At 62.6% G+C, this 18,462-nt stretch carries 18 protein-coding genes; 9 read left to right on the top strand and 9 right to left on the bottom strand.

All coding sequences use genetic code 11. From position 1 onward, the window contains the following. Positions 1–19: 19 nt before the first annotated feature. Genes Q1B40_RS00195 through Q1B40_RS00185 form a run of 3 tightly spaced genes read right to left on the bottom strand, consistent with a single transcriptional unit; the run spans position 20 to position 3,140 of the window. A complete protein-coding gene (locus tag Q1B40_RS00195; RefSeq protein ID WP_299808222.1) occupies positions 20–1,075 on the bottom strand; it encodes a Gfo/Idh/MocA family oxidoreductase in 1,056 nt (351 codons plus the stop codon). Further along, positions 1,072–2,076 (bottom strand): Gfo/Idh/MocA family oxidoreductase, encoded by a 1,005-nt coding sequence (locus Q1B40_RS00190; protein ID WP_299808219.1) that lies wholly within the window; start codon positions 2,074–2,076, stop codon positions 1,072–1,074. Before Q1B40_RS00190 ends, Q1B40_RS00195 begins: the two co-directional genes overlap by 4 nt. Beyond that, the gene (locus Q1B40_RS00185; protein WP_299808216.1) at positions 2,076–3,140 is read right to left on the bottom strand and encodes a Gfo/Idh/MocA family oxidoreductase; all 1,065 of its coding nucleotides are present in this window, start codon (positions 3,138–3,140) and stop codon (positions 2,076–2,078) included. The genes Q1B40_RS00190 and Q1B40_RS00185 overlap by 1 nt, the downstream gene beginning before the upstream one ends. 140 nt (positions 3,141–3,280) lie before the next feature. On the opposite strand from Q1B40_RS00185, the gene Q1B40_RS00180 reads away from it, so the two are divergent. The 9 genes from Q1B40_RS00180 (at position 3,281) to Q1B40_RS00140 (ending at position 12,298) form a co-directional block, all read left to right on the top strand. Next, the gene (locus tag Q1B40_RS00180) at positions 3,281–3,985 is read left to right on the top strand and encodes a GntR family transcriptional regulator (protein ID WP_299808212.1); all 705 of its coding nucleotides are present in this window, start codon (positions 3,281–3,283) and stop codon (positions 3,983–3,985) included. A 434-nt stretch (positions 3,986–4,419) separates the two neighbouring features. Then, positions 4,420–5,418 (top strand): tripartite tricarboxylate transporter substrate binding protein, encoded by a 999-nt coding sequence (locus tag Q1B40_RS00175; RefSeq protein WP_299808209.1) that lies wholly within the window; start codon positions 4,420–4,422, stop codon positions 5,416–5,418. A gap of 99 nt (positions 5,419–5,517) precedes the next feature. Continuing rightward, positions 5,518–6,006 (top strand): tripartite tricarboxylate transporter TctB family protein, encoded by a 489-nt coding sequence (locus Q1B40_RS00170; RefSeq protein WP_299808206.1) that lies wholly within the window; start codon positions 5,518–5,520, stop codon positions 6,004–6,006. Continuing rightward, positions 6,003–7,535, top strand: coding sequence for a tripartite tricarboxylate transporter permease (locus tag Q1B40_RS00165; RefSeq protein WP_299808203.1), 1,533 nt, complete (start codon positions 6,003–6,005; stop codon positions 7,533–7,535). The genes Q1B40_RS00170 and Q1B40_RS00165 overlap by 4 nt, the downstream gene beginning before the upstream one ends. Next, positions 7,532–8,212, top strand: coding sequence for a TetR family transcriptional regulator (locus tag Q1B40_RS00160; protein WP_299808200.1), 681 nt, complete (start codon positions 7,532–7,534; stop codon positions 8,210–8,212). The genes Q1B40_RS00165 and Q1B40_RS00160 overlap by 4 nt, the downstream gene beginning before the upstream one ends. Positions 8,213–8,217: 5 nt before the next feature. Then, positions 8,218–9,066, top strand: a complete 849-nt coding sequence (locus Q1B40_RS00155) for a sugar phosphate isomerase/epimerase (protein ID WP_299808196.1) — start codon at positions 8,218–8,220, stop codon at positions 9,064–9,066. A gap of 56 nt (positions 9,067–9,122) precedes the next feature. Continuing rightward, entirely contained in the window at positions 9,123–10,274 is a 1,152-nt protein-coding gene (locus tag Q1B40_RS00150; RefSeq protein ID WP_299808193.1) for a Gfo/Idh/MocA family oxidoreductase, read from the top strand. 3 nt (positions 10,275–10,277) lie between these two features. Then, the gene (locus Q1B40_RS00145) at positions 10,278–11,456 is read left to right on the top strand and encodes a dihydrodipicolinate synthase family protein (protein ID WP_299808190.1); all 1,179 of its coding nucleotides are present in this window, start codon (positions 10,278–10,280) and stop codon (positions 11,454–11,456) included. A 2-nt stretch (positions 11,457–11,458) separates the two neighbouring features. After that, positions 11,459–12,298, top strand: coding sequence for a sugar phosphate isomerase/epimerase (locus Q1B40_RS00140; RefSeq protein ID WP_299808187.1), 840 nt, complete (start codon positions 11,459–11,461; stop codon positions 12,296–12,298). 176 nt (positions 12,299–12,474) lie between these two features. Here Q1B40_RS00140 and Q1B40_RS00135 read toward each other — a convergent pair whose 3' ends face one another. The 6 genes from Q1B40_RS00135 to Q1B40_RS00110 are packed head-to-tail and all read right to left on the bottom strand — an operon-like array spanning position 12,475 to position 18,399. After that, positions 12,475–13,440 carry an amidohydrolase family protein gene (locus tag Q1B40_RS00135; RefSeq protein WP_299808185.1) on the bottom strand — a complete coding sequence of 322 codons (966 nt, stop codon included), beginning with the start codon at positions 13,438–13,440 and terminating at the stop codon, positions 12,475–12,477. An 11-nt stretch (positions 13,441–13,451) separates the two neighbouring features. Next, complete coding sequence (locus Q1B40_RS00130; protein WP_299808182.1) at positions 13,452–14,618, bottom strand: M24 family metallopeptidase; 1,167 nt, start codon at positions 14,616–14,618, stop codon at positions 13,452–13,454. Continuing rightward, a complete protein-coding gene (locus Q1B40_RS00125; RefSeq protein ID WP_299808173.1) occupies positions 14,615–15,541 on the bottom strand; it encodes a D-2-hydroxyacid dehydrogenase in 927 nt (308 codons plus the stop codon). Before Q1B40_RS00125 ends, Q1B40_RS00130 begins: the two co-directional genes overlap by 4 nt. Before the next feature lie 7 nt (positions 15,542–15,548). Continuing rightward, positions 15,549–16,847 (bottom strand): TRAP transporter large permease, encoded by a 1,299-nt coding sequence (locus Q1B40_RS00120; protein WP_299808170.1) that lies wholly within the window; start codon positions 16,845–16,847, stop codon positions 15,549–15,551. Beyond that, entirely contained in the window at positions 16,844–17,353 is a 510-nt protein-coding gene (locus tag Q1B40_RS00115) for a TRAP transporter small permease (protein WP_299808166.1), read from the bottom strand. The genes Q1B40_RS00120 and Q1B40_RS00115 overlap by 4 nt, the downstream gene beginning before the upstream one ends. A gap of 56 nt (positions 17,354–17,409) precedes the next feature. Further along, positions 17,410–18,399 (bottom strand): TRAP transporter substrate-binding protein, encoded by a 990-nt coding sequence (locus tag Q1B40_RS00110; protein ID WP_299808163.1) that lies wholly within the window; start codon positions 18,397–18,399, stop codon positions 17,410–17,412. Positions 18,400–18,462: the final 63 nt, after the last annotated feature.

Below are 18,462 nucleotides of genomic sequence, written 5' to 3'. Positions count from 1 at the left end.
TGAATGACTTTTCAGACGTTTATGGCGTCCATCCCCGGTAGAGGCCGGACGCCGTTCCCAATGGCAGTGACACCTGCCCGCCGCTGCGCGCGGCCTGGTAGATTGCGGTCACCAGCTCGATCGAATGGCGACCGTCCTCCAGTGTCACCTCGTTGCCCGGCGCCCCTCCCAGAGCCTCGCCGATGGCTTCGAAGAAACCCGCAAACCCGCATTTGGCTTCACGAATCGAGGCAACCACTTCATCCACGCGCGGCTGGTTGTCCGGGTCGCGGGCAATGTAGCGCCACGTCCCCTGGGCCGGCGTATAGGGCTCGGTCCCGGACTCGACGGTGAGGCCGGAGTAAATGAACCGCAGCCGGGAAACCTCGTCCGAGGACCCGAGCGTGACCGAACTGGTCGCCAGGGCGCCGTTTTCCATGCGCATGGAAATTGCCGCGCAGTCATCGACCTCGATGTCGTTGACGCGTGTGTCGAGCATCGCCGACAGATTGCTGACCGACCCCATGAACCGGCAGAGCAGATCGTGGTTGTGGATCGCATGCCCGAGAATGGCGCCACCGCTTTCGCCGGCCCACGTGCCGCGCCAGTCGACCGCATAATAGTCTTCCCGGCGGTTCCAGTGCGTTTCCACCGTGGCGACAAGGGGTTTTCCGGCAAGCCCCGCATCGATCAGGGCCTTCAAGCGGGCCGTCGCCGGGCCGTAGCGGTACTGAAACACGGGAAAGATGCGTTTGCCGGTCTGGCTGGCGATCCGGATCAGCTCGTCGGCTTCGGCAATGGAGCGAACCAGCGGCTTTTCGCAAATGGCATGCTTGCCCGCCTGCAGCACCTTCTTCGTCACGTCGAAATGCAGTTGCGGCGGCAGGCAGACATCGACCAGATCGATTTCCGGATCCGCCAGAACGGTCTGGATGTCATTGCTCAGGGCAATGGTTTCCTGCTCGGAGACCATCTCGGCCGCGCGCTTCAGATCAAGGTCGCAGATCGTGCGTACCTCGAACATGTCCGGAAGCTCCCGATAGCCGTCCAGATGCATACGGCCGATTCCGGCCCCGACAATCGCGACGCGGATCACTTCGCTTTCCTTTCCGCCAGAACCTGGGCCTTCAGGGCCAGTTCCATCGTCTTGAAAGCATGCGCCTGGGGCATGGCGGTCTCGGTGCGGTTTCTGACGTCCTCGATCAGACGCCCGAAATAGGGCAGGCCGGCCTCGCGGGCGTCTATCTTTTCGCAGCGCTCGCCGTTCACCAGGATCAGCGTGTCCGTGACTTCGGAGGTCGCGACATCGACATATTTGCGCAGCTCGATATAGCCTTCGGTCCCAAGAATGGTCAGACGGCCATCCCCCCAGGTCGGCAGCGCGTCGGGCGTGTACCAGTCGACACGCACATATCCGTGCCCCTGATCGCTTTTCAGAACGATCTCGCCGAAATCCTGCAGGTCCGGCTTGTCCGGGTTGGCATAGTTTCCGACGCTGGCGTGAACCACCTCGGCATCGGTGGAGCCGGTGAAGAACAGGAACTGGTCGATCTGGTGGCTGCCGATATCGGCAAGTATGCCGCCATAGGACCGGGGGTCGTAAAACCAGTCGCTGCGCATATGCGCATTATGCCGGTGGGGGCCCATGCCCAGGGTCTGCACGACCTTGCCGATCACACCCGACTGCACCAGTTCGGCCGCTTTGGTGACGCAGGGTACCTCGAAGCGTTCGGAAAAATCGATGCTCCAGATACGCCCGGTGCGCGCGGCAACTTCCTTGATACGGTCGAGCTCCTCAAGCGTCACGCAGCCCGGCTTGTCGACCATGACATCCTTGCCGGCTTCCATCGCCTTGATCGCCCATTCGGCACGGTCACGCGGGATGCAGGAGATCAGGATCATTTCAATCTCCGGATCGTCGAACAGCGTCTGAGCGTCCGGAGCCCGGGGAATATCCGCAAACCGCTTCAGGAACCCCTGCAACGGCTTCGGTTCGCCTTCGGTCCACCAGCCAGCAAATTCCCCGCCCGCGGCCATCAGGTTCTGCGACATTCCGTAAATGTGCAGGTGGTCAATTCCAATCGCACCAAATTTCATCAGGTCATCTCCCAGATCCGGCCCTTTTGTCCGGATTGTTCAATTGCATGGATCAGCCGCTGCGCGGCCAGGGCCTGTCGGCCTGTGATTGCCGGTGGGACACCGCGGCGGACCGCACCGGAGAAATTTTCAAGAACGGACTGGTGCCATTCATGGGTAAAGGCCATCGGGTTGGCGCCGCCGCCGGTCGCGCTGTTCGTGCCGTAGGTTTCGGTTTTTCCGTTTCGCCAGTTGACGGTGAGCACCCCTGCCTCGAGACGCAGGCTGGCCTTTTCGAAATGCAGGGCGATGGATTCCGACGACCCGGGGAAACTGCAGGTGCTGGCGGTGAACGATCCGGGCGCGCCATTGGCGAATTCCAGCCCGGCAACGACGAAATCCTCCGCCTCCATCTTGTGAAAGATGCTCGTTGCCGTCAGCGCCTGCACCCGGCGGACCGGTCCGGTCAGCCACAACATCAGGTCGATGGTGTGGATTGCCTGGCTGATCAGCGCGCCGCCGCCATCGCGGTCATATGTGCCGCGTCCGGGCTCGTCGTAATAGGACTGGTCGCGCCACCAGGGCACGGCGACCTCGACCGCTCCGAGCCGGCCGAGGCCGCCATCTTCCACAAGTCGTTTTGCGCTCAGGGAGGCCTCACGAAAACGATGCTGGAAGACAATGCCGAGATGGATGCCGGCTTTTTCGCAAAGCTCCACGACGGTTTCTGCTTCCGCCTGTGTTCTTGCAACCGGCTTTTCCAGAAGGATATGTTTTCCGCTGCCGGCAATCGGCCCGATCAGGTCCAGCCGCACATTCGCCGGTGTCATGATGATCACGGCGTCCACCGTGTCATCGGCGATCAACTGTTCGAGATCGCGGTAGACTACCGGCGCAGCAGGGTAATTGTCCGGCAAACCGGCCAACAGCGCTTGCGCCCGTTCCGCCCTCCTGGAGAGAACGCCGCGCAGGGTCACGTGATCCCCGGCATGGGCGATGGCCGCAAGATGCGTACTCGCAACCATGCCCGCTCCAACAAGCGCCACCCCCAATGGCGGCGAAACGCGGTCTCCAGCAACTCCCATCTGTTCCCCCCGGTCAATTTGTGTTATGGGATACCGGTATACCGATATACCGCCATGAGGGTTAGCAGACTTGAATCGGGCTGACAAGTACCTGTATACCGGCATGCAACAGAGGGACTGCTTCGGCGATCGGAACACACATGCGGACATCTGGAGTTGGTGATATCGAGCATACAGAGCTGGATCCGGATCGACCGGCAGGCAACCAGATCTTTCTCAGCCTGCGCGATGCGATCCTGAACATGGAGCTCCCGCCCGGCTGCACCTTGTCGGAATCGGAGATCGGTCTGCGCTTCGGCGCCAGCCGCACCCCGGTGAGGTCGGCTCTGACCCAGTTGCGCGAACAGGGCCTGATCGTGACCCGGCCAAGCCGTGGAAATTATGTCGCGAAACTTTCGGAAAAAAAGATCCGCGCCGCGCAGTTCATTCGCGAATGCCTTGAACTGGGCATCGTCCGCCGGCTTTGCGAATACGGCATCCCGGAGAAGGACGACGAAAAGCTGACAGCCGTTCTCGAGCGTCAGAGACAGGCGATCGAGGATCCCGAAAAATTCGATTTCTACAAGCAAGACGAGGCTTTTCACAACGGATTGGCGACAGCGACCGGAATGGAACAGGTGCACCTGCTCTACAAGCGGGAGATGGCCGATCTCGGCCGACTGCGGCACCTGGGAATGGACGACGAGGCGCACAAGAAGCAACTTCTGTCGGAGCATCTGACGATGCTCAATGCCATCCGCGAACGCGACCGGGAGCGCGCCGAGGCCGTCATGCAGACCCATGTCCGCTGCGTGCTCGGCAAGCTGTCGGGGCTGATGAACGCCAACCAGGATTTTTTCGCCTAGAGATCACTGCGATAAATTGAATCCTGGCGCTCGCCCGAACGTATTTTCAAGGCAAACGCTGCCTCCGACGTCTTCCCAAACTCAAGGTTCCGCCTGAACGCGAGACGCGATGGGCGACACCCCATAATTCCGGATCTGCCGATGCAGTGTGCGTGATGTCCGGCGAGGCAATCCACGCGCAGCTGTGCACCACTCCCGGCAGTGCGGATCCGGGGTTTGCGCTTCGCAGTATCCTCTGTTTCCCGCCGAATTGAGCGGCCCGACGCCCTCCGTCGCGGCCGAGCACGGACGTTTATCCGCCCATACATCCAGACCACTGTCTCTCGTCTGAAGCGTCCTTGCCGCCGTTATTCGGCACGTAGGCGTGTTGACAGATTTGCCGATCTCCACTTATAACCAACTAGTCAGTTATATAACCCTGACGGGAGGAAACCATGAAAATTTTTGCGCTCGCGGCCGCTCTTGCGGTCGGCGCGGCACTGCCCGCGCATGCGGACTGGAAGCCGAACAAACCAATCAATATCATCGTTCCGTGGTCCGCCGGTGGCTCAACCGACCAGGTGACCCGGGTTGTCGCGCCGCTTTTGGAGGAAGCGCTTGGCACATCCGTCGTCGTGGTCAATCAGCCCGGAGCTTCCGGCTCGATCGGCACCAAGGCCGCCCTCGACGCACCGCGCGACGGCTATACCTGGACCGCCAACGCCGTTGCCAACAACGCGACCTACGCTGTCACGGGACTGATCGAAGACACCAGCATAGCCGATTATGAAATCTACCTGCATGTGGCCAACGTGCCGGTCGTTTCCGTCAACGCGGATTCCAAGTATCAGGATTTCGGCCAGTTGCTCGAGGCAATGAAAACCAGGTCCGACGATGTCACCGTCGCCACGGCCGGTGTGAATTCCTCCGGCGGCATGGCACTTGCGGCCATCAAGGAAGCCGCAGGCGACATCGGCGCCCGGATGATTTCCTATGACGGCGGCAATCCGGCAGCCATCGCGGCAGCCAGCGGCGAAGCCATCGCAACGACCCAGCTCGCAGTCGAACAGACGGAAATGATCAAGGGTGGCAAGCTGCGTCCGCTGGCGGTTCTCGCCGACAAGCCGCTCGTCGTAGAAGGTCTCGATCCGATCCCGTCGATCACCGAATGGTTGCCGGAAATGGAAATTGCCGCGGATTTCTTCGGCATCCTGATCCCGGTCGGTGCTCCGCCGGAAGTCTATGAGACGGTCGAGAAGATCTGGAATGAGAAAATCCAGAACTCGAAAGAGCTGCAGGAATACGCCACCAGCCGTGGGGCAGTGTTCGACCCCGCATCCGGCAAGACGGCCATGGACAAGGCCATGCCGGTGGTGATCGCGGAAGCCTGCGCCCGCGTGACACGCGGTGAAGCGGTGATCGATCCGTCGACCATCGGGATCACCTGCCCGTAAGGCCTGTGTGCGTTCCGGACCTTGTGTCCGCCGGTCTCTCCCAGAGGGGCCGGCGGGCACAACCCAAAAGAAGACTTCCGAAAAATCGAGGCCCCGCGCATGCGTGCCGATCTCTACACCGCGCCCTTTCTCTTTCTGCTCGGCGCCGCCTTCACCTACGGCGGCTGGACCATGGACAGGCTGGAAATCCGGCAGATCCATCCCGCAAGCATCCCCGGTCTGGTTCCGATGCTGCTCGGGGTTGCCCTTGCGGTCGCCGCCATCGTCCTGTTCGTGCAGGCGCGCACTCGACCCGTGGCCGAAACCGCTCCTGAAGGGACAAAAGACAGTGCGCCCGGCTCCCTTCGCGATCTGGCGACGGCCGCTGTCCTGTGCTGCATCTATGCCCTCGGCCTCGTTGGAAACATTCCCTTCGGCGTGGCGACGGCGTTTTTCATCGCCTGCTTCGTCATTGCCTTTGAAGCCGATCCGGCCAAGGGCCGCGCGCATCTGATCAAGGTAGCCGTCATCGCAATCGCGCTCGGCATTCTTGTCGCCACCGCCATGAGCATCCTTTTCCGCTACGCATTCCTGGTGAGGCTGCCGTGATCGAAACATTCGTCCAACTCGGCAACGCCTTTGCGGCCCTGACAACCTGGGAAATGCTGTTTCACGCCGCCTGGGCGACCCTGCTCGGCATCGCGGTCGGCAGTCTTCCCGGCCTGACGGCGACCATGGGCGTCGCGCTGCTCACCACGCTGACCTATTCCCTGCCGACAAACGCCGCCATTCTGGTGCTGATCTGCATGTATGTCGGAGCGATTTACGGCGGTTCGCGAAGCGCCATCCTGTTGAACATTCCCGGCACCCCTGCAAGTGCCGCCACAACGCTGGACGGCTTTCCGCTGGCAAAGCAGGGCCGCGCGGCCTATGCGATGAGCGTCGCGACGACAGGGTCGACGCTCGGAACCCTGGTCGGCATCGTCCTGCTCATCGCCCTTGCCCCGGCGCTCTCCGAACTCGCCCTCAGGTTCGGCTCCTTCGAATATTTCTGGCTGGCCGTTTTCGGCGTGATCATCTCCGGTCAGTTGACGGGGGGCAGCGCTCCAATCAAGGGCTATATCGCCGGCATTCTCGGACTAATGGTGGCGATGATCGGCTCGGAAGGCATTCATGCCCATGTGCGCTTCAATTTCGGATTTTCCGACCTCAATGGCGGCATCGGCCTGATTCCGGCGATGGTCGGCGCCTTCGGCTTTGCCGAGGTGCTGATGGTCATGTGGCAGCCGAAGGCCGATATGGTGAAATCCACCCGGGAAAAAGGCTCCGGCCTGCCCCGGTTCAAGGAAGCCTGGAAATACCGCGTCACCGTGCTGCGCTCCGGCGTGATCGGCACCTTTGTCGGCCTGATCCCCGGTGTGGGCGAGGACATCGGCGCCTGGGCGTCCTATGCGGCGGCCAAGAGAGCCAGCAAGGAAAAAGACACCTACGGCAAAGGCTCCATCGAAGGCCTGACCGCGGCGGAAACCGGCAACAGTGCCGTGGTGCCCGGCGCGCTTATCCCGGCACTGACGCTGGCCGTGCCCGGATCGGCTCCCGCGGCCGTCCTGATCGCCGCGCTGTTCATTCACGGCATCCGGCCCGGACCGATGATCATGATCGAGCAGCCGGATTTCATCTATTCCGTTGCGGTAATGCTGTTCCTGGCCACGGTCGCGATTTTCGTCTTCGGGATCTCGCTGGCTCCGGTCTTCGAGGTGGTTCTCAGGATCCCGCGCGAACGGCTGATGCCGGTCGTCTTCGCGCTGTGCGTGATCGGCCCCTTCGCGCTGACACAGCGCCTGTTCGACGTCTGGGTCATGGTCGTCTTCGGCATCCTGGGCTTTTTCATGAGGCGTTTCGGCTATCCCATGGCGCCACTTGTGCTCGGCATCATTCTGGGGGACCTGCTCGACAAGAACCTCAGGCGGGGCCTGACCCTGAGCGACGGCGACATTTCCCCATTCTTTACAAGACCTTTGTGCATGATTTTCGTCGCGCTTATTGCCTTCACGATCCTGGCCGGCATTCCCTTCGTGCGGAAAAACACCTCGGGCATCGCAAGATCCCTCATGAGGGCAGGAAAGGACGCACGATGACATCCGATCAAAAAGGACGGGACATCCCCCGCACGGTCGAACCGCGCACTGCCAAGGCGCCGAAACGCGACGCGGAACGCACCAAGAAGGAAATCCTGGCGGCGGCCATGACCGAATTCGCCGAATATGGCGATACGGGTGCCCGCATCGACCGCATCGCGGAACGGGCCGGCTCCAACAAGGCGATGATCTATTCCTATTTCGGCAACAAGGAAGAGCTCTATGCGGTCGTCCTGCGTGAAGCCTATCTGCAGATCCGCGAGGGCGAGCGGAAACTGGATCTGGAAAAGCTCGACCCCAAGAGCGCCATTGTCGAACTGCTCCGCTTCACGGCCTATCACTTCCGGGACAATCCCTGGTTCCTCAGGCTTCTGAACACGGAAAATCAACGCCGCGGCCAGACCATCCGCCAGTTGGACGGCCTTGCGGAACTCAATTCCCCTCTGGTGGAATTCCTGCGCGAGATCCTGCTGCGCGGCGAGAAAAGCGGCGTCTTCCGCAAGGGAGTCGATCCTGTCGAGATCTATCTCTCCATCGCCAGCCTGTTCTATTTTCCGCTGTCCAACACCTACACGCTGTCGATCGTCTTCGATCCGGACATCGGCTCCGACGCCTGGCTGGAAAAACGCATCCGCCAGGCCGAGGACATGATCCTCAAGTATCTGATCGCGGATTGAAATCGATGACCAGCTCCCCCTTCCTGTCGTTTTGCAACGAGCTGCTCGCGTTCGAGGGCCTGAGCCTTGCCGAACAGGCAAGCATCTGCGCCTCCCTCGGATACCGGGGCCTGGAGATCGCGCCGGAAACGCTGGGAGAGGCCCCGCATACGATCCCGGCCGCCGAAGCGGCGAAGCTGCGGGCGGCGGTGGAAAATGAAGGCATGCGCGTAACCGGTCTGCACTGGTTGTTGCGGCCCTATCCCGAACTTTGCATCACCTCCCTGTTTCAGACCGTTCAAACGTCCACCCAGGACACCTTGCTGGGTCTTCTCGACCTGTGCGCCGAGCTCGGCGGAACGGTGATGGTGCACGGTTCTCCGGGCCAGCGCCGCCGGGATCCGAACGAAACCCCTGCAAATACGCTTGCACGGGTTGCCGATTTTTTCCGCCCGGTAGCGGAGGCCGCCGGAGAGCGCGGCATCACCTATTGCATCGAACCGCTTTCACGGCACGAGACGAATTTCATCAACACGGTGGACGAAGCCGAGGAGCTTCTGCGCCTCGTCGACCATCCCGCCTTCCTTACGATGATCGACACCAGCGCGGCGGGCCTGACCGAAGACAGGCCGGTCGCCGACCTGATCCGCGACAAGCTGCCGGGCGGACGGATCGGCCATATTCAGCTCAACGACACCAATCGCGGCGCACCGGGCACCGGTGACGATCCGTTCGAGGAAATCCTGACGGCCATACGGGAATGCGGCTGGGACAAGCCGCTTGCCGTCGAGCCGTTTGTCGTCAGCGGGGATGCCCGCATCACCGCCGCCTGCGCGGCGACAACCGTCAAGTCACTCTGGGAGGCCGCACGATGAGACGGCCCGCAGACCAACCCCAACAAAAATCACTTGCAGTTTATCGGGAGTAAACAATGTCAACGCAACGGCTTGGTATAATCATGCACGGCGTCACCGGCCGGATGGGTATGAACCAGCATCTCATCCGTTCCATCCTTGCCATCCGCGAGCAGGGCGGTGTCGTTCTTTCCAACGGCGACCGGGTGGTTGTCGATCCGATCCTTGTCGGCCGGAATGCCGACAAGATCGAACGCCTGGCCAAACAGCACGGTGTGGAACGCTGGACCACGGATGTCGATGCGGCCCTGGCCAATCCCGACGACCGGCTTTTCTTCGATGCGGCCTCGACACAGCTTCGCGCCGAGCTGCTGAAGAAAGCCATGGACGCGGGCAAGGATGTCTACAGCGAAAAGCCGACCGCCGAAACGCTGGATGTCGCTCTCGATCTTGCCAGATACGCCAAGGCGAAAGGCGTCAAGAACGGCGTCGTTCATGACAAGCTGTCCCTGCCGGGCCTGATGAAACTGAAGGCGCTGCGCGAAAACGGCTTCTTCGGCGACATTCTCTCCGTGCGCGGGGAATTCGGCTACTGGGTGTTCGAGGGCGGCTGGCAGGATGCGCAGCGCCCGAGCTGGAATTACCGCAAGAAAGACGGCGGCGGCATCATTCTGGACATGCTGTGCCACTGGCGCTACGTGCTCGATCATACTTTCGGCCCGGTTCGCTCCGTGTCCTGCCTCGGCAAGACCCATATTCCCAAGCGCTATGACGAAAACGGCCAGCCTTACACCGCCGACGCCGATGACGCAGCCTATGCCACCTTCGAGCTCGAGGGCGGCGCCGTCGTGCAGCTCAACAGTTCGTGGTGCACGCGCGTGCACCGGGACGATCTGGTGACCTTCCACGTGGACGGAACCCTCGGCTCGGCCGTCGCCGGTCTTCACGGCTGCAAGACCCAGTCACGGGTGAACACGCCCAAGCCCGTCTGGAACCCAGATGTTCCCCAGACGATGAACTTCTATGACGATTGGGCGGAAGTGCCGAACAACCGGATCTATGACAACGGCTTCAAGGTCCAGTGGGAGGATTTCATTCGCCACCTCTTCGAGGATACACCGTGGTCCTATGACCTTCTGTCGGGCGCAAAGGGCGTGCAGCTTGCCGAACTCGGCCAAAAGAGCTGGGCGGAACGTCGCTGGATCGACATTCCCGAGCTGGAGGTCTGAGCCATGATCGCCCTGAACCTGCCCGCCATGGACGGCACCGTCGGATCCTTCACGCTTTCCGCTCCGCGCGACTTCACCGCCCGGGCCGGCGGGCCGGCAGGCGATCTGCCGAGGATCGCCTATTCGGCGGCACATGTTGTCGCCGATCCGCTGGCGGATTGCGACCCCTGGCTGGAGACGGCCATCGACTGGGACGCGACCATCGACTACCGTCGGCATATCTGGTCGCTCGGCCTTGGCGTTGCCGAGGCGATGGATACCGCGCAGCGCGGCATGGGCCTCGACTGGCCGTCGTCGCTCGAGCTGATCCGGCGCTCCGTCGATGCGGCGCGCGATTTCGACGGCAAGGCTCTGGTTGCCTGCGGCGTGGGAACCGACCACATCACGCCGGATCCCTCGCTTTCCATCGACGATGTCATCCGCGCCTACGAGGAACAGGCCGAGGCCGTCGAGGCGGCAGGCGGACGCATCATCCTGATGGCAAGCCGGGCGTTGGCGGCGGTGGCGAAATCCCCGGACGACTATGTGAAGGTCTATTCCCGTATCCTCGGGCAACTGAAGGAACCGGCCATTCTTCACTGGCTTGGCGAGATGTTCGATCCCGCCCTGAAAGGCTACTGGGGCAACGACGACCACATGGCGGCGATGAAGACCTGTCTTGAGGTCATCAATGCCAATGCGGCGAAGATCGACGGCATCAAGATTTCCCTGCTGGACGACCGGAAGGAAATCCTGATGCGGCGCCAGCTTCCGGACGGCGTGCTGATGTATACCGGGGACGACTTCAACTATCCGGACCTGATTGCGGGCGACGACCAGGGCTATTCACACGCCCTGCTGGGAATCTTCGACGCGATCGCGCCTGCCGCAAGCGCAGCCCTGCAGGCAATGGCCCGCCAGGATATGAAGGCATTCCACGACATCCTGGCCCCGACGGTGCCTTTGTCGCGGCACATCTTCAAGGCGCCGACACGGTTCTACAAGACCGGTGTCGTCTTCATGGCCTGGCTCAACGGACACCAGAGCCATTTCACCATGGTCGGCGGGCAGCAAAGCACCCGGTCACTGCTGCATCTGAGCGAAATCTTCCGGCTGGCCGATGCCGCCGGTCTTTTGCGCGACCCGGACCTTGCCGCCGCGCGCATGAAGACCCTGCTCAAAATTCACGGTCTGGAGGGCTGACCATGCGCGACCTTTCAAAAGACACGTCCCTGCTGTCGCTGAACACGGCAACCGTGCGCAAACAGTGGACCTTGGCGCAAATCATCGACGGCTGCGCCCGTCATGACATTGGCGGCATCTCCCCCTGGCGCGATCAGGTGGCGGAATGCGGCCTGGATGAGGCCGCAAGACTTGTTCGCGATGCCGGACTGAAGGTGACCGGCCTGTGCCGGGGCGGCATGTTTCCGGCGGCGGGCAAGGCCGGACTGCAGGCCAATATCGAGGACAACAAACGAGCCATCGACGAAGCGGCGACCCTGGGCGCCGAATGCCTAGTTCTGGTCGTCGGCGGCCTGCCGGAAGGATCGCGCGATCTGGCACTGGCGCGGAGCCAGGTTTTCGACGGCATCGGTGCGGTCTCCGAATACGCCCGCTCCTGCAAAATGCCGCTGGCCATCGAACCGCTCCACCCCATGTATGCTGCAGACCGGGCCTGCGTGAACACGACGGCTCAGGCGCTGGACATGTGCGACCGGCTTGGAGACGGCGTCGGCGTTGCGCTCGATGCCTATCATGTCTGGTGGGATCCGGATATCGAAGCGCAGATCGCCAGGGCCGGCCGCAACGGCCAGTTGCTCGCCTGGCACGTCTGCGACTGGCTGGTGCCGACGAAGGACCTGCTGCTGGACCGCGGCATGCCCGGCGACGGTGTGATCGATCTGAAGAAGCTCCGCGGCTGGGTTGAGGACGCCGGTTATACAGGTTCCTGCGAAGTCGAAATATTCTCGCAGGACACCTGGTGGACAAAAGACCCGGATACCGTTCTGAAAACCTGCATCGAGCGCCACCAGACGGTAGTGTGACCGGCTCCGGCTGAAGAGCCGCGCGTCAGCCTTTCCCGCAACCGCTCCCGCGGTCAGGCGTTAAAAATCCTGCCCTCTCAAACCAGTAAACCGCCCAACGTGGGCGGCTTACCGGGGGAGGAACCATAGCGACCTGACAGGCCCGCACGCGCAAATTGCGGCGGGTCCCGGCCAGATCAGAGGGTCAGCAGGGCACGGGCGTTTTCGTGACAGACCTTCGCGCGCTCACAGTCGGTGAGGGGGGCCTGTTCGATCCATTCGCCAGCCTCGGCTGCCTGCTCGAACGGATAATCGACCGAAAACAGCACCCGGTCATCGCCCATCATGTCGAGGGCGCAGCGCAGGGGTGCGTCGGCACACATGCCCGAGGTGGTTACCCAGATGTTGTCCCTGAAATAGGCGGACGGATCCTTTTCCAGACGCATGGCTCCGCGGTTGGAGATCTCCCAGCGGCTGTCGAGCCGCCACATGAGGTAGGGCAGGCATTCGCCGAGATGTCCGAGCACCAGCTTCGCACCGGGATAGCGGTCAAAGGTGCCGGCAAAGACCAGTCTGAGTGCGTGGGTCGCCGTTTCCACCGTCCAGGACCAGACCGGTCCCCAGAGCTCCGGATGCCCGTTGTACATGTGCACCTGTTCGGGCGGGTTGTTGGGGTGGATATAGACCGGCACCTGAAGGTGCGAGGCACGCTCCCAGAACGGCGCATAGCGGTCGTCGTCGAGATAGGTGCCGCCTGTCTGGCCGTTGATCATCGCACCCTGCATGCCGAGCTGAGTCACGCAGCGGTCCAGTTCGTCGGCGGCCGCGACGGGGTCCTGCATGGCAAGATGAGCGAATCCGCCGTAACGGTCCGGCCGTTTCGCCATTTCGGCAGCCAGGAAATCATTCACCTGACGTGCCAGGCGCACGGCCGTTTCGGTGCGTTTTTCCACCTGGACGCCGGGACCCGCCAAGGACAGGACGGCTTTTTCCGCGCCGATTCCGTCCATCGCCTCCAGCCGCATCGGGCCAAAATCCTCAAGCGCTGTCCGTGCCTTGCCGAACAGGTCCGGGCTGATGTTCGGCGCCGTCGTCGCCCAGTAGTCGACGAAATCCGGGTGCATGAAGTGCTCTTCGAGGAGGATCTTCGGGGTCAGCTTCATTGCGGGGTCCTTCACAGTTCGAAAATCTTCTTGTCAGTCTTGTGCAGGCAATCGCTGACACCGTCTTCGGTGACCAGGTAATTGTCGCAGATCACCGCGAAAACCCGGCCGTCGTCGTATCCCGGGTGGACGGCCAGACACATGTTTTCCGCCAGCGGCATGGTTTCGTCGCGGCGGATCAGCGGCCGCTCCACCATCTCGCAGCCCTGTCCATGGGCATAAAGCCGGATCTCCGGCGGCAGTCCGCGCGCTTCCATCCAGGCGTCGTGTGCCGCCGCGATGGAAGCCGGCTCCGCTCCCGGTTTCATCAGCGAAAGCGTGTGGTCCTGGGCATCTTTCACGTTCTGGAACGCTTGCAGCAGATGATCGTCGGCCGTTCCCAGCACCATGGTGCGGGCTATCTCCAGGTAGAGACCGCCGGGACCGTTGATCTCGATCAGCAAAGACATGTGGTCGCCGGGCTGGATCTCGCGGGTCTGGAAAGGCCGGTTCATGAATCTCGAGGGCTGACCGAGGGGCGCGGAGAGGCCCAGATAGATGCCCTGGTCGGAGCCGAGCCGACGGCCGACGGCTTCCGCGTGAGCTGCCACGTCGCGATCGGTCAGACCCGGCCGGATGAAGTCGCAGACCTCTTCGAAGACCTTGTCCTGCAGCGCGGCAACCTGCCGGACAAGCGCGATTTCCTCCTCGCTCTTGACGGCCTTCACCCGGTCGAGAGCATCGGTGGCATCAACCGGTTCGAAAGCTGCTTCCAGCGCGCGCATCAGCCCGTGCGGCAGCGCGGCCGGACAAAGTGTCCCGACCCGCCTCGCCCCGGCCTCCTTCAGGGCGGTCACCGCCAGATCGCTGTCGTAATCGATGGTGTAGTCGATCGTGTGGAAGGACGGCGTTCCCAGCACCCGGTCGACGCCCCGTGTCTGCACGGCGAGCGGATCGGCCGGCCGGTCCGTGCCGAAGGCGCCCATCTCGATCACGGTCATCGGCCGGTCGGCGAAGAGAATTACTGTGCGCGGATAACCGTTGTTGGCGGGAACATCGGTCAGCCAGCGGACATAGCCGCCCATCCAGTCCTCGCGCGCCTGGCAGACCAGGGCGTCCAGTCCGAGATCTTTCATGACGCCGCGCGCCAACGCCTGGCGCCGGTCGAGCTCGCGCGCCGAAATCGGTGAATTGGTCATCGGTCCAGCCTTCCCTTCAGTGCAGCCACGCCGCCTTTTGCGTAGTCGGCCATGTTGGCCACGAGAATCGGCAGCGCCTGCTCGTGGTAGACGTCGGAGAAACCGCCGATGTGCGGTGTGACGATCAGGTTCGGCATGTCCCACAGGGGATCGTCCGGTGGCAGCGGCGATGCGGAGAAAACATCCAGGGCAGCCCCGGCAATGCGCCCGGCGCGCAAGGCCTCCACCAGGGCGGCCTCGTCGAGACAGCCGCCACGGGAGATATTGACCAGAATGCCGGTCGGCTTCATGGCGGCGATCACCGCCGCGTCGACGATATGATGGGTTTGCGGGCTGTAGGGTGTCAGCAGGACAAGGAAATCCGCCTCACCGGCTGCTTCGGCAAGCCGTTCGCGCGGAAAGATCCTCGCAAAGCCGGGCGCTTCGCTGCGGCCACCGGACACGCCGGTGACGGTCATGCCGAACGCCGCAAGAACGCCGGCAAGATGCTCCGCGATGGCGCCGAGGCCGACAATGCAGGCGGTACGCCCGCTCAGGATCGGCTGCGGCCAGCGCTCCCAGACATGTGCTTTCTGGTTGGCGAGCATCTTCGGGAAATCGCGCAGAGCGGCGAGCATCATCATGACGGCCAGTTCCGACATCTGCGGTCCGTGAATGCCGTGGCAATTGGTGATCGCGATGTCTTTTAGACCCTTGAGGTTGTCCACCCCCGTTGTCAGCGCCTGTATCCATTCGAGCTTTCCGCAGGCGGAGATGAGCCTCGGGCTGAGATAGGGAGCGAGCCCGACCAGAACCCTGGCGTCGCCGGCCAGCGACAGGGCCTCGTCTTCCGTTGTCGCGGACTTGAATTCCAGATCCGGCACAGCTTCGGCCAGTCTGGAGGCATAGAATTCGGCATTCGATTCCAGGATCAGGATCGACATCGGGTCCTCAATACAAGATGGATGGCAGCCAGAGCGCCAGCGACGGGAAAACAAACAGGATCGCGATCAGGATGACCGGCGCAATCAGGAAGGGCAGGATCGACCGGTAGAGCTCCTGCATGCGCACTTCCGGCATCTGGGCACGGATGATGAAGAGGTTCATGCCGACAGGCGGAGTGATCAGTCCGAGTTCGACCAGCAGGGCCACCAGCACGCCGAACCAGATCGGATCGAAACCGAACCCGGCAACGATCGGCAGGAACACGGGCACGGTGATCAGCACCATGCCGATGCCTTCCAGGAAGCAGCCGAGCACGATGTAGATGGCAACGATGATCGCCATCACCTGCCAGGCCGACAGGTCTGCGGACTGGGCCAGCGCCAGCAGGGTATCCGGCAGTCGGGTCTGGACCACGAAATTGGCAAAGAGGGTCGCGCCGATGATGATCATGAAGAGCGCGCAGGACACAAGAACGCTGGCCCTGACCGCATCGAAGAAGCCCTTTAGCGTGAGGGATCGGCGCATGAAGCCCAGTACAGCTGCCCCAAAGGCCCCGACGGACGCAGCCTCCGTGGGGCTGAACAGCCCGGCATAAATCCCCCCGATCGTCAGGACGAAGAGCACCACGAACTGCCACGGTCCCTTGAGCGCCCTGACCCGTTCGCGAAAGGAGGCGGCAGTCTCGTGGGGTACGGCGGACCCGCGATGGGCCACGACAAGCGCCACGGCGACATACAGCAGGAGCAGGACCAGGCCCGGCAACATGGACGCAGCGAACAGGCGCGCCACCGAGGTTTCGGTGATCGAGCCGTAGATGACGAGAATGATGGACGGCGGGATCAGGATGCCGAGCGACCCGCCTGCGGCGACGGACGCTGCGGCGTAGCCTTGCTTGTAGCCTGCGCGCGTCATTTCCGGCATCGCGATGCGGGTCATGCTGGCGGCGGTGGCGACGGAGCTGCCGCAGATCGCGCCGAACGCTCCTGACGCCGCCAGGGTGGCAAGGCCAAGGCCGCCACGAACGCCGGACAGGACCACGCGCGCGGCATTGAACAATTCCGCCGACATCCGCGATCCCGTGGCGATCTCGCCCATCAGGATGAACAGCGGTATGACGGAGAGATTGTAGTTGGAGGCAACGTCGAACATCGTGGTGCCGGCGATGAATTTCGCGGACATCAGGCTGTTGAGGATCCAGTTGCCGGCAAGCCCGATGACCCCCAACGCCAGCCAGACCGGCTGCCGCAGGAACAGGAAGACCAGCATCAGGGCGATGCCGCCGAGACCGAGGACAAAACTGCTCACAACCCGCCCTCTTCATCCGGAGCTGCGGGAGCCTTGCGAAGCGACTGGCGAACCTGCAGCAGGTAGGCCCAGAAAATGCCGACAAGCCCGGTGAAGGCAATGAGCCACAGCGGCCATTTCGGGAGGCCCAGCTCCAGCGAGCGCTCGCCCCAGCGCCAGGCGTCCATTGCCGGCGCGAACATCGCCCAGCCGAAAAAGGCAAACAGGAAAACGCCCGTTAGCGCCGAGATGACCGCGAGCACCCGAAGAGCCGCCTCCGGCAGAAAGGCGTCTGCCAGATCGATGACGATCTCTCCCCGGCGGGCCACCACCGGCGCGATGCCGAACATCGTCATCACCAGCAGCGCGATGCCCACCACGTCATACGCCCCCTGGATCGGGATGTTGAAGACGGCACGCAGCACGATGTCGCCGACCACGACGAGCATCATCGCGACCAGTGCGATTCCCGCGATCAGATGCATGATGCGGGTTACGGGATCAGTCTTTTCAGGGCTTTCAAACATCAAACGCGCCTTTCAGGCAGATGCCGCGGCCCGCCACCCGGCGGGCCGCGCCGTCATCATTTCGTATAGGCCTCGAGGAAGGCCGATGCCTTGTCGCCCGCATTTTCCTTACTGCTCTCGACAATGGACGCAAAGGTTTCCTGCAGGCTTTCGACCTGCGCGTCATTCAGCGAGACGATATTGACGCCGGAATCGACCATGTACTTGCGGCCGTGATCCTCACCCTCGTCCCAGAGACCGCCGAACCATGCGGCCCGATCCGGACCGGTCGTCTCGTCGATCAGCTTCTGCATCTCGGGAGACAGGCGGTCATAGGCGGCATCGCTCATCACGACCGCAAAGGTCGCCGATGCAAGGCCAGGCTCCATCGAGTACTTGAGAACCGGCCCCAGGTCGAACGCCATGGTCGCCTCGAAGGGGAAGGTGGCGCCGTCGACAATGCCCTTTGAAATGGCTTCCCCGGTTTCGGCGGGCGGAACCGGTACGGGCGATGCACCGAGCGCTTCGACGATCTGCTGCCAGGTGGAGCCGGCATACCGCAGGCGAAGTCCCTTCAGGTTGCCGAGGTCACTCGGATCGGCATCTGCCAGGTTGATCTTGAGCGGCGGCGTGACCGCCACCCAGAGAATGCGCGTTCCTTCATGCTCGGCAGCGAGATACTCGGGTGCAAGTTCCGTCAGACGGCGCGACGTGATCGCGCTGGAATCCCCGGCGGAGGGATGCGTCAGCGGCAGCCCGGCCAGCTCTGTTATCGGAAACCGACCCGGCGTGACCGCATGCAGAAAGATCGCGATATCGGCAACACCGGAGCGGACGATATCGAACTGACGGGGTGCCGGTCCGAGCTGGCTGGCCGGAAACACTTCCAGCTCCAGTTCGCCGCCGGACTTGACCGTAAGCTCTTCGCCCCAGGCATTGATCGCCTTGACGAAGGTGTGCACCGGCGGCAGGAACGTGGTTACCTTGAGCGTCTCAGCCATTGCCGGACCGGCGAACATACCCGCCATGAACACCCCGGCGGCCGCCATCGTTTTCAGATTTCTCATATTACTTCTCCTCCCAATTCACCGCGGGTCCAGCCCGCCGTTCTCCCGCCCGGACAGGGCGGG

This window comes from uncultured Roseibium sp., assembly GCF_947496995.1.
In the GTDB taxonomy this organism is placed as follows: domain Bacteria; phylum Pseudomonadota; class Alphaproteobacteria; order Rhizobiales; family Stappiaceae; genus Roseibium.
The sequence above is the reverse complement of the archived record's forward strand: the minus strand, read 5'-3'. Positions and strand labels throughout refer to the sequence as shown.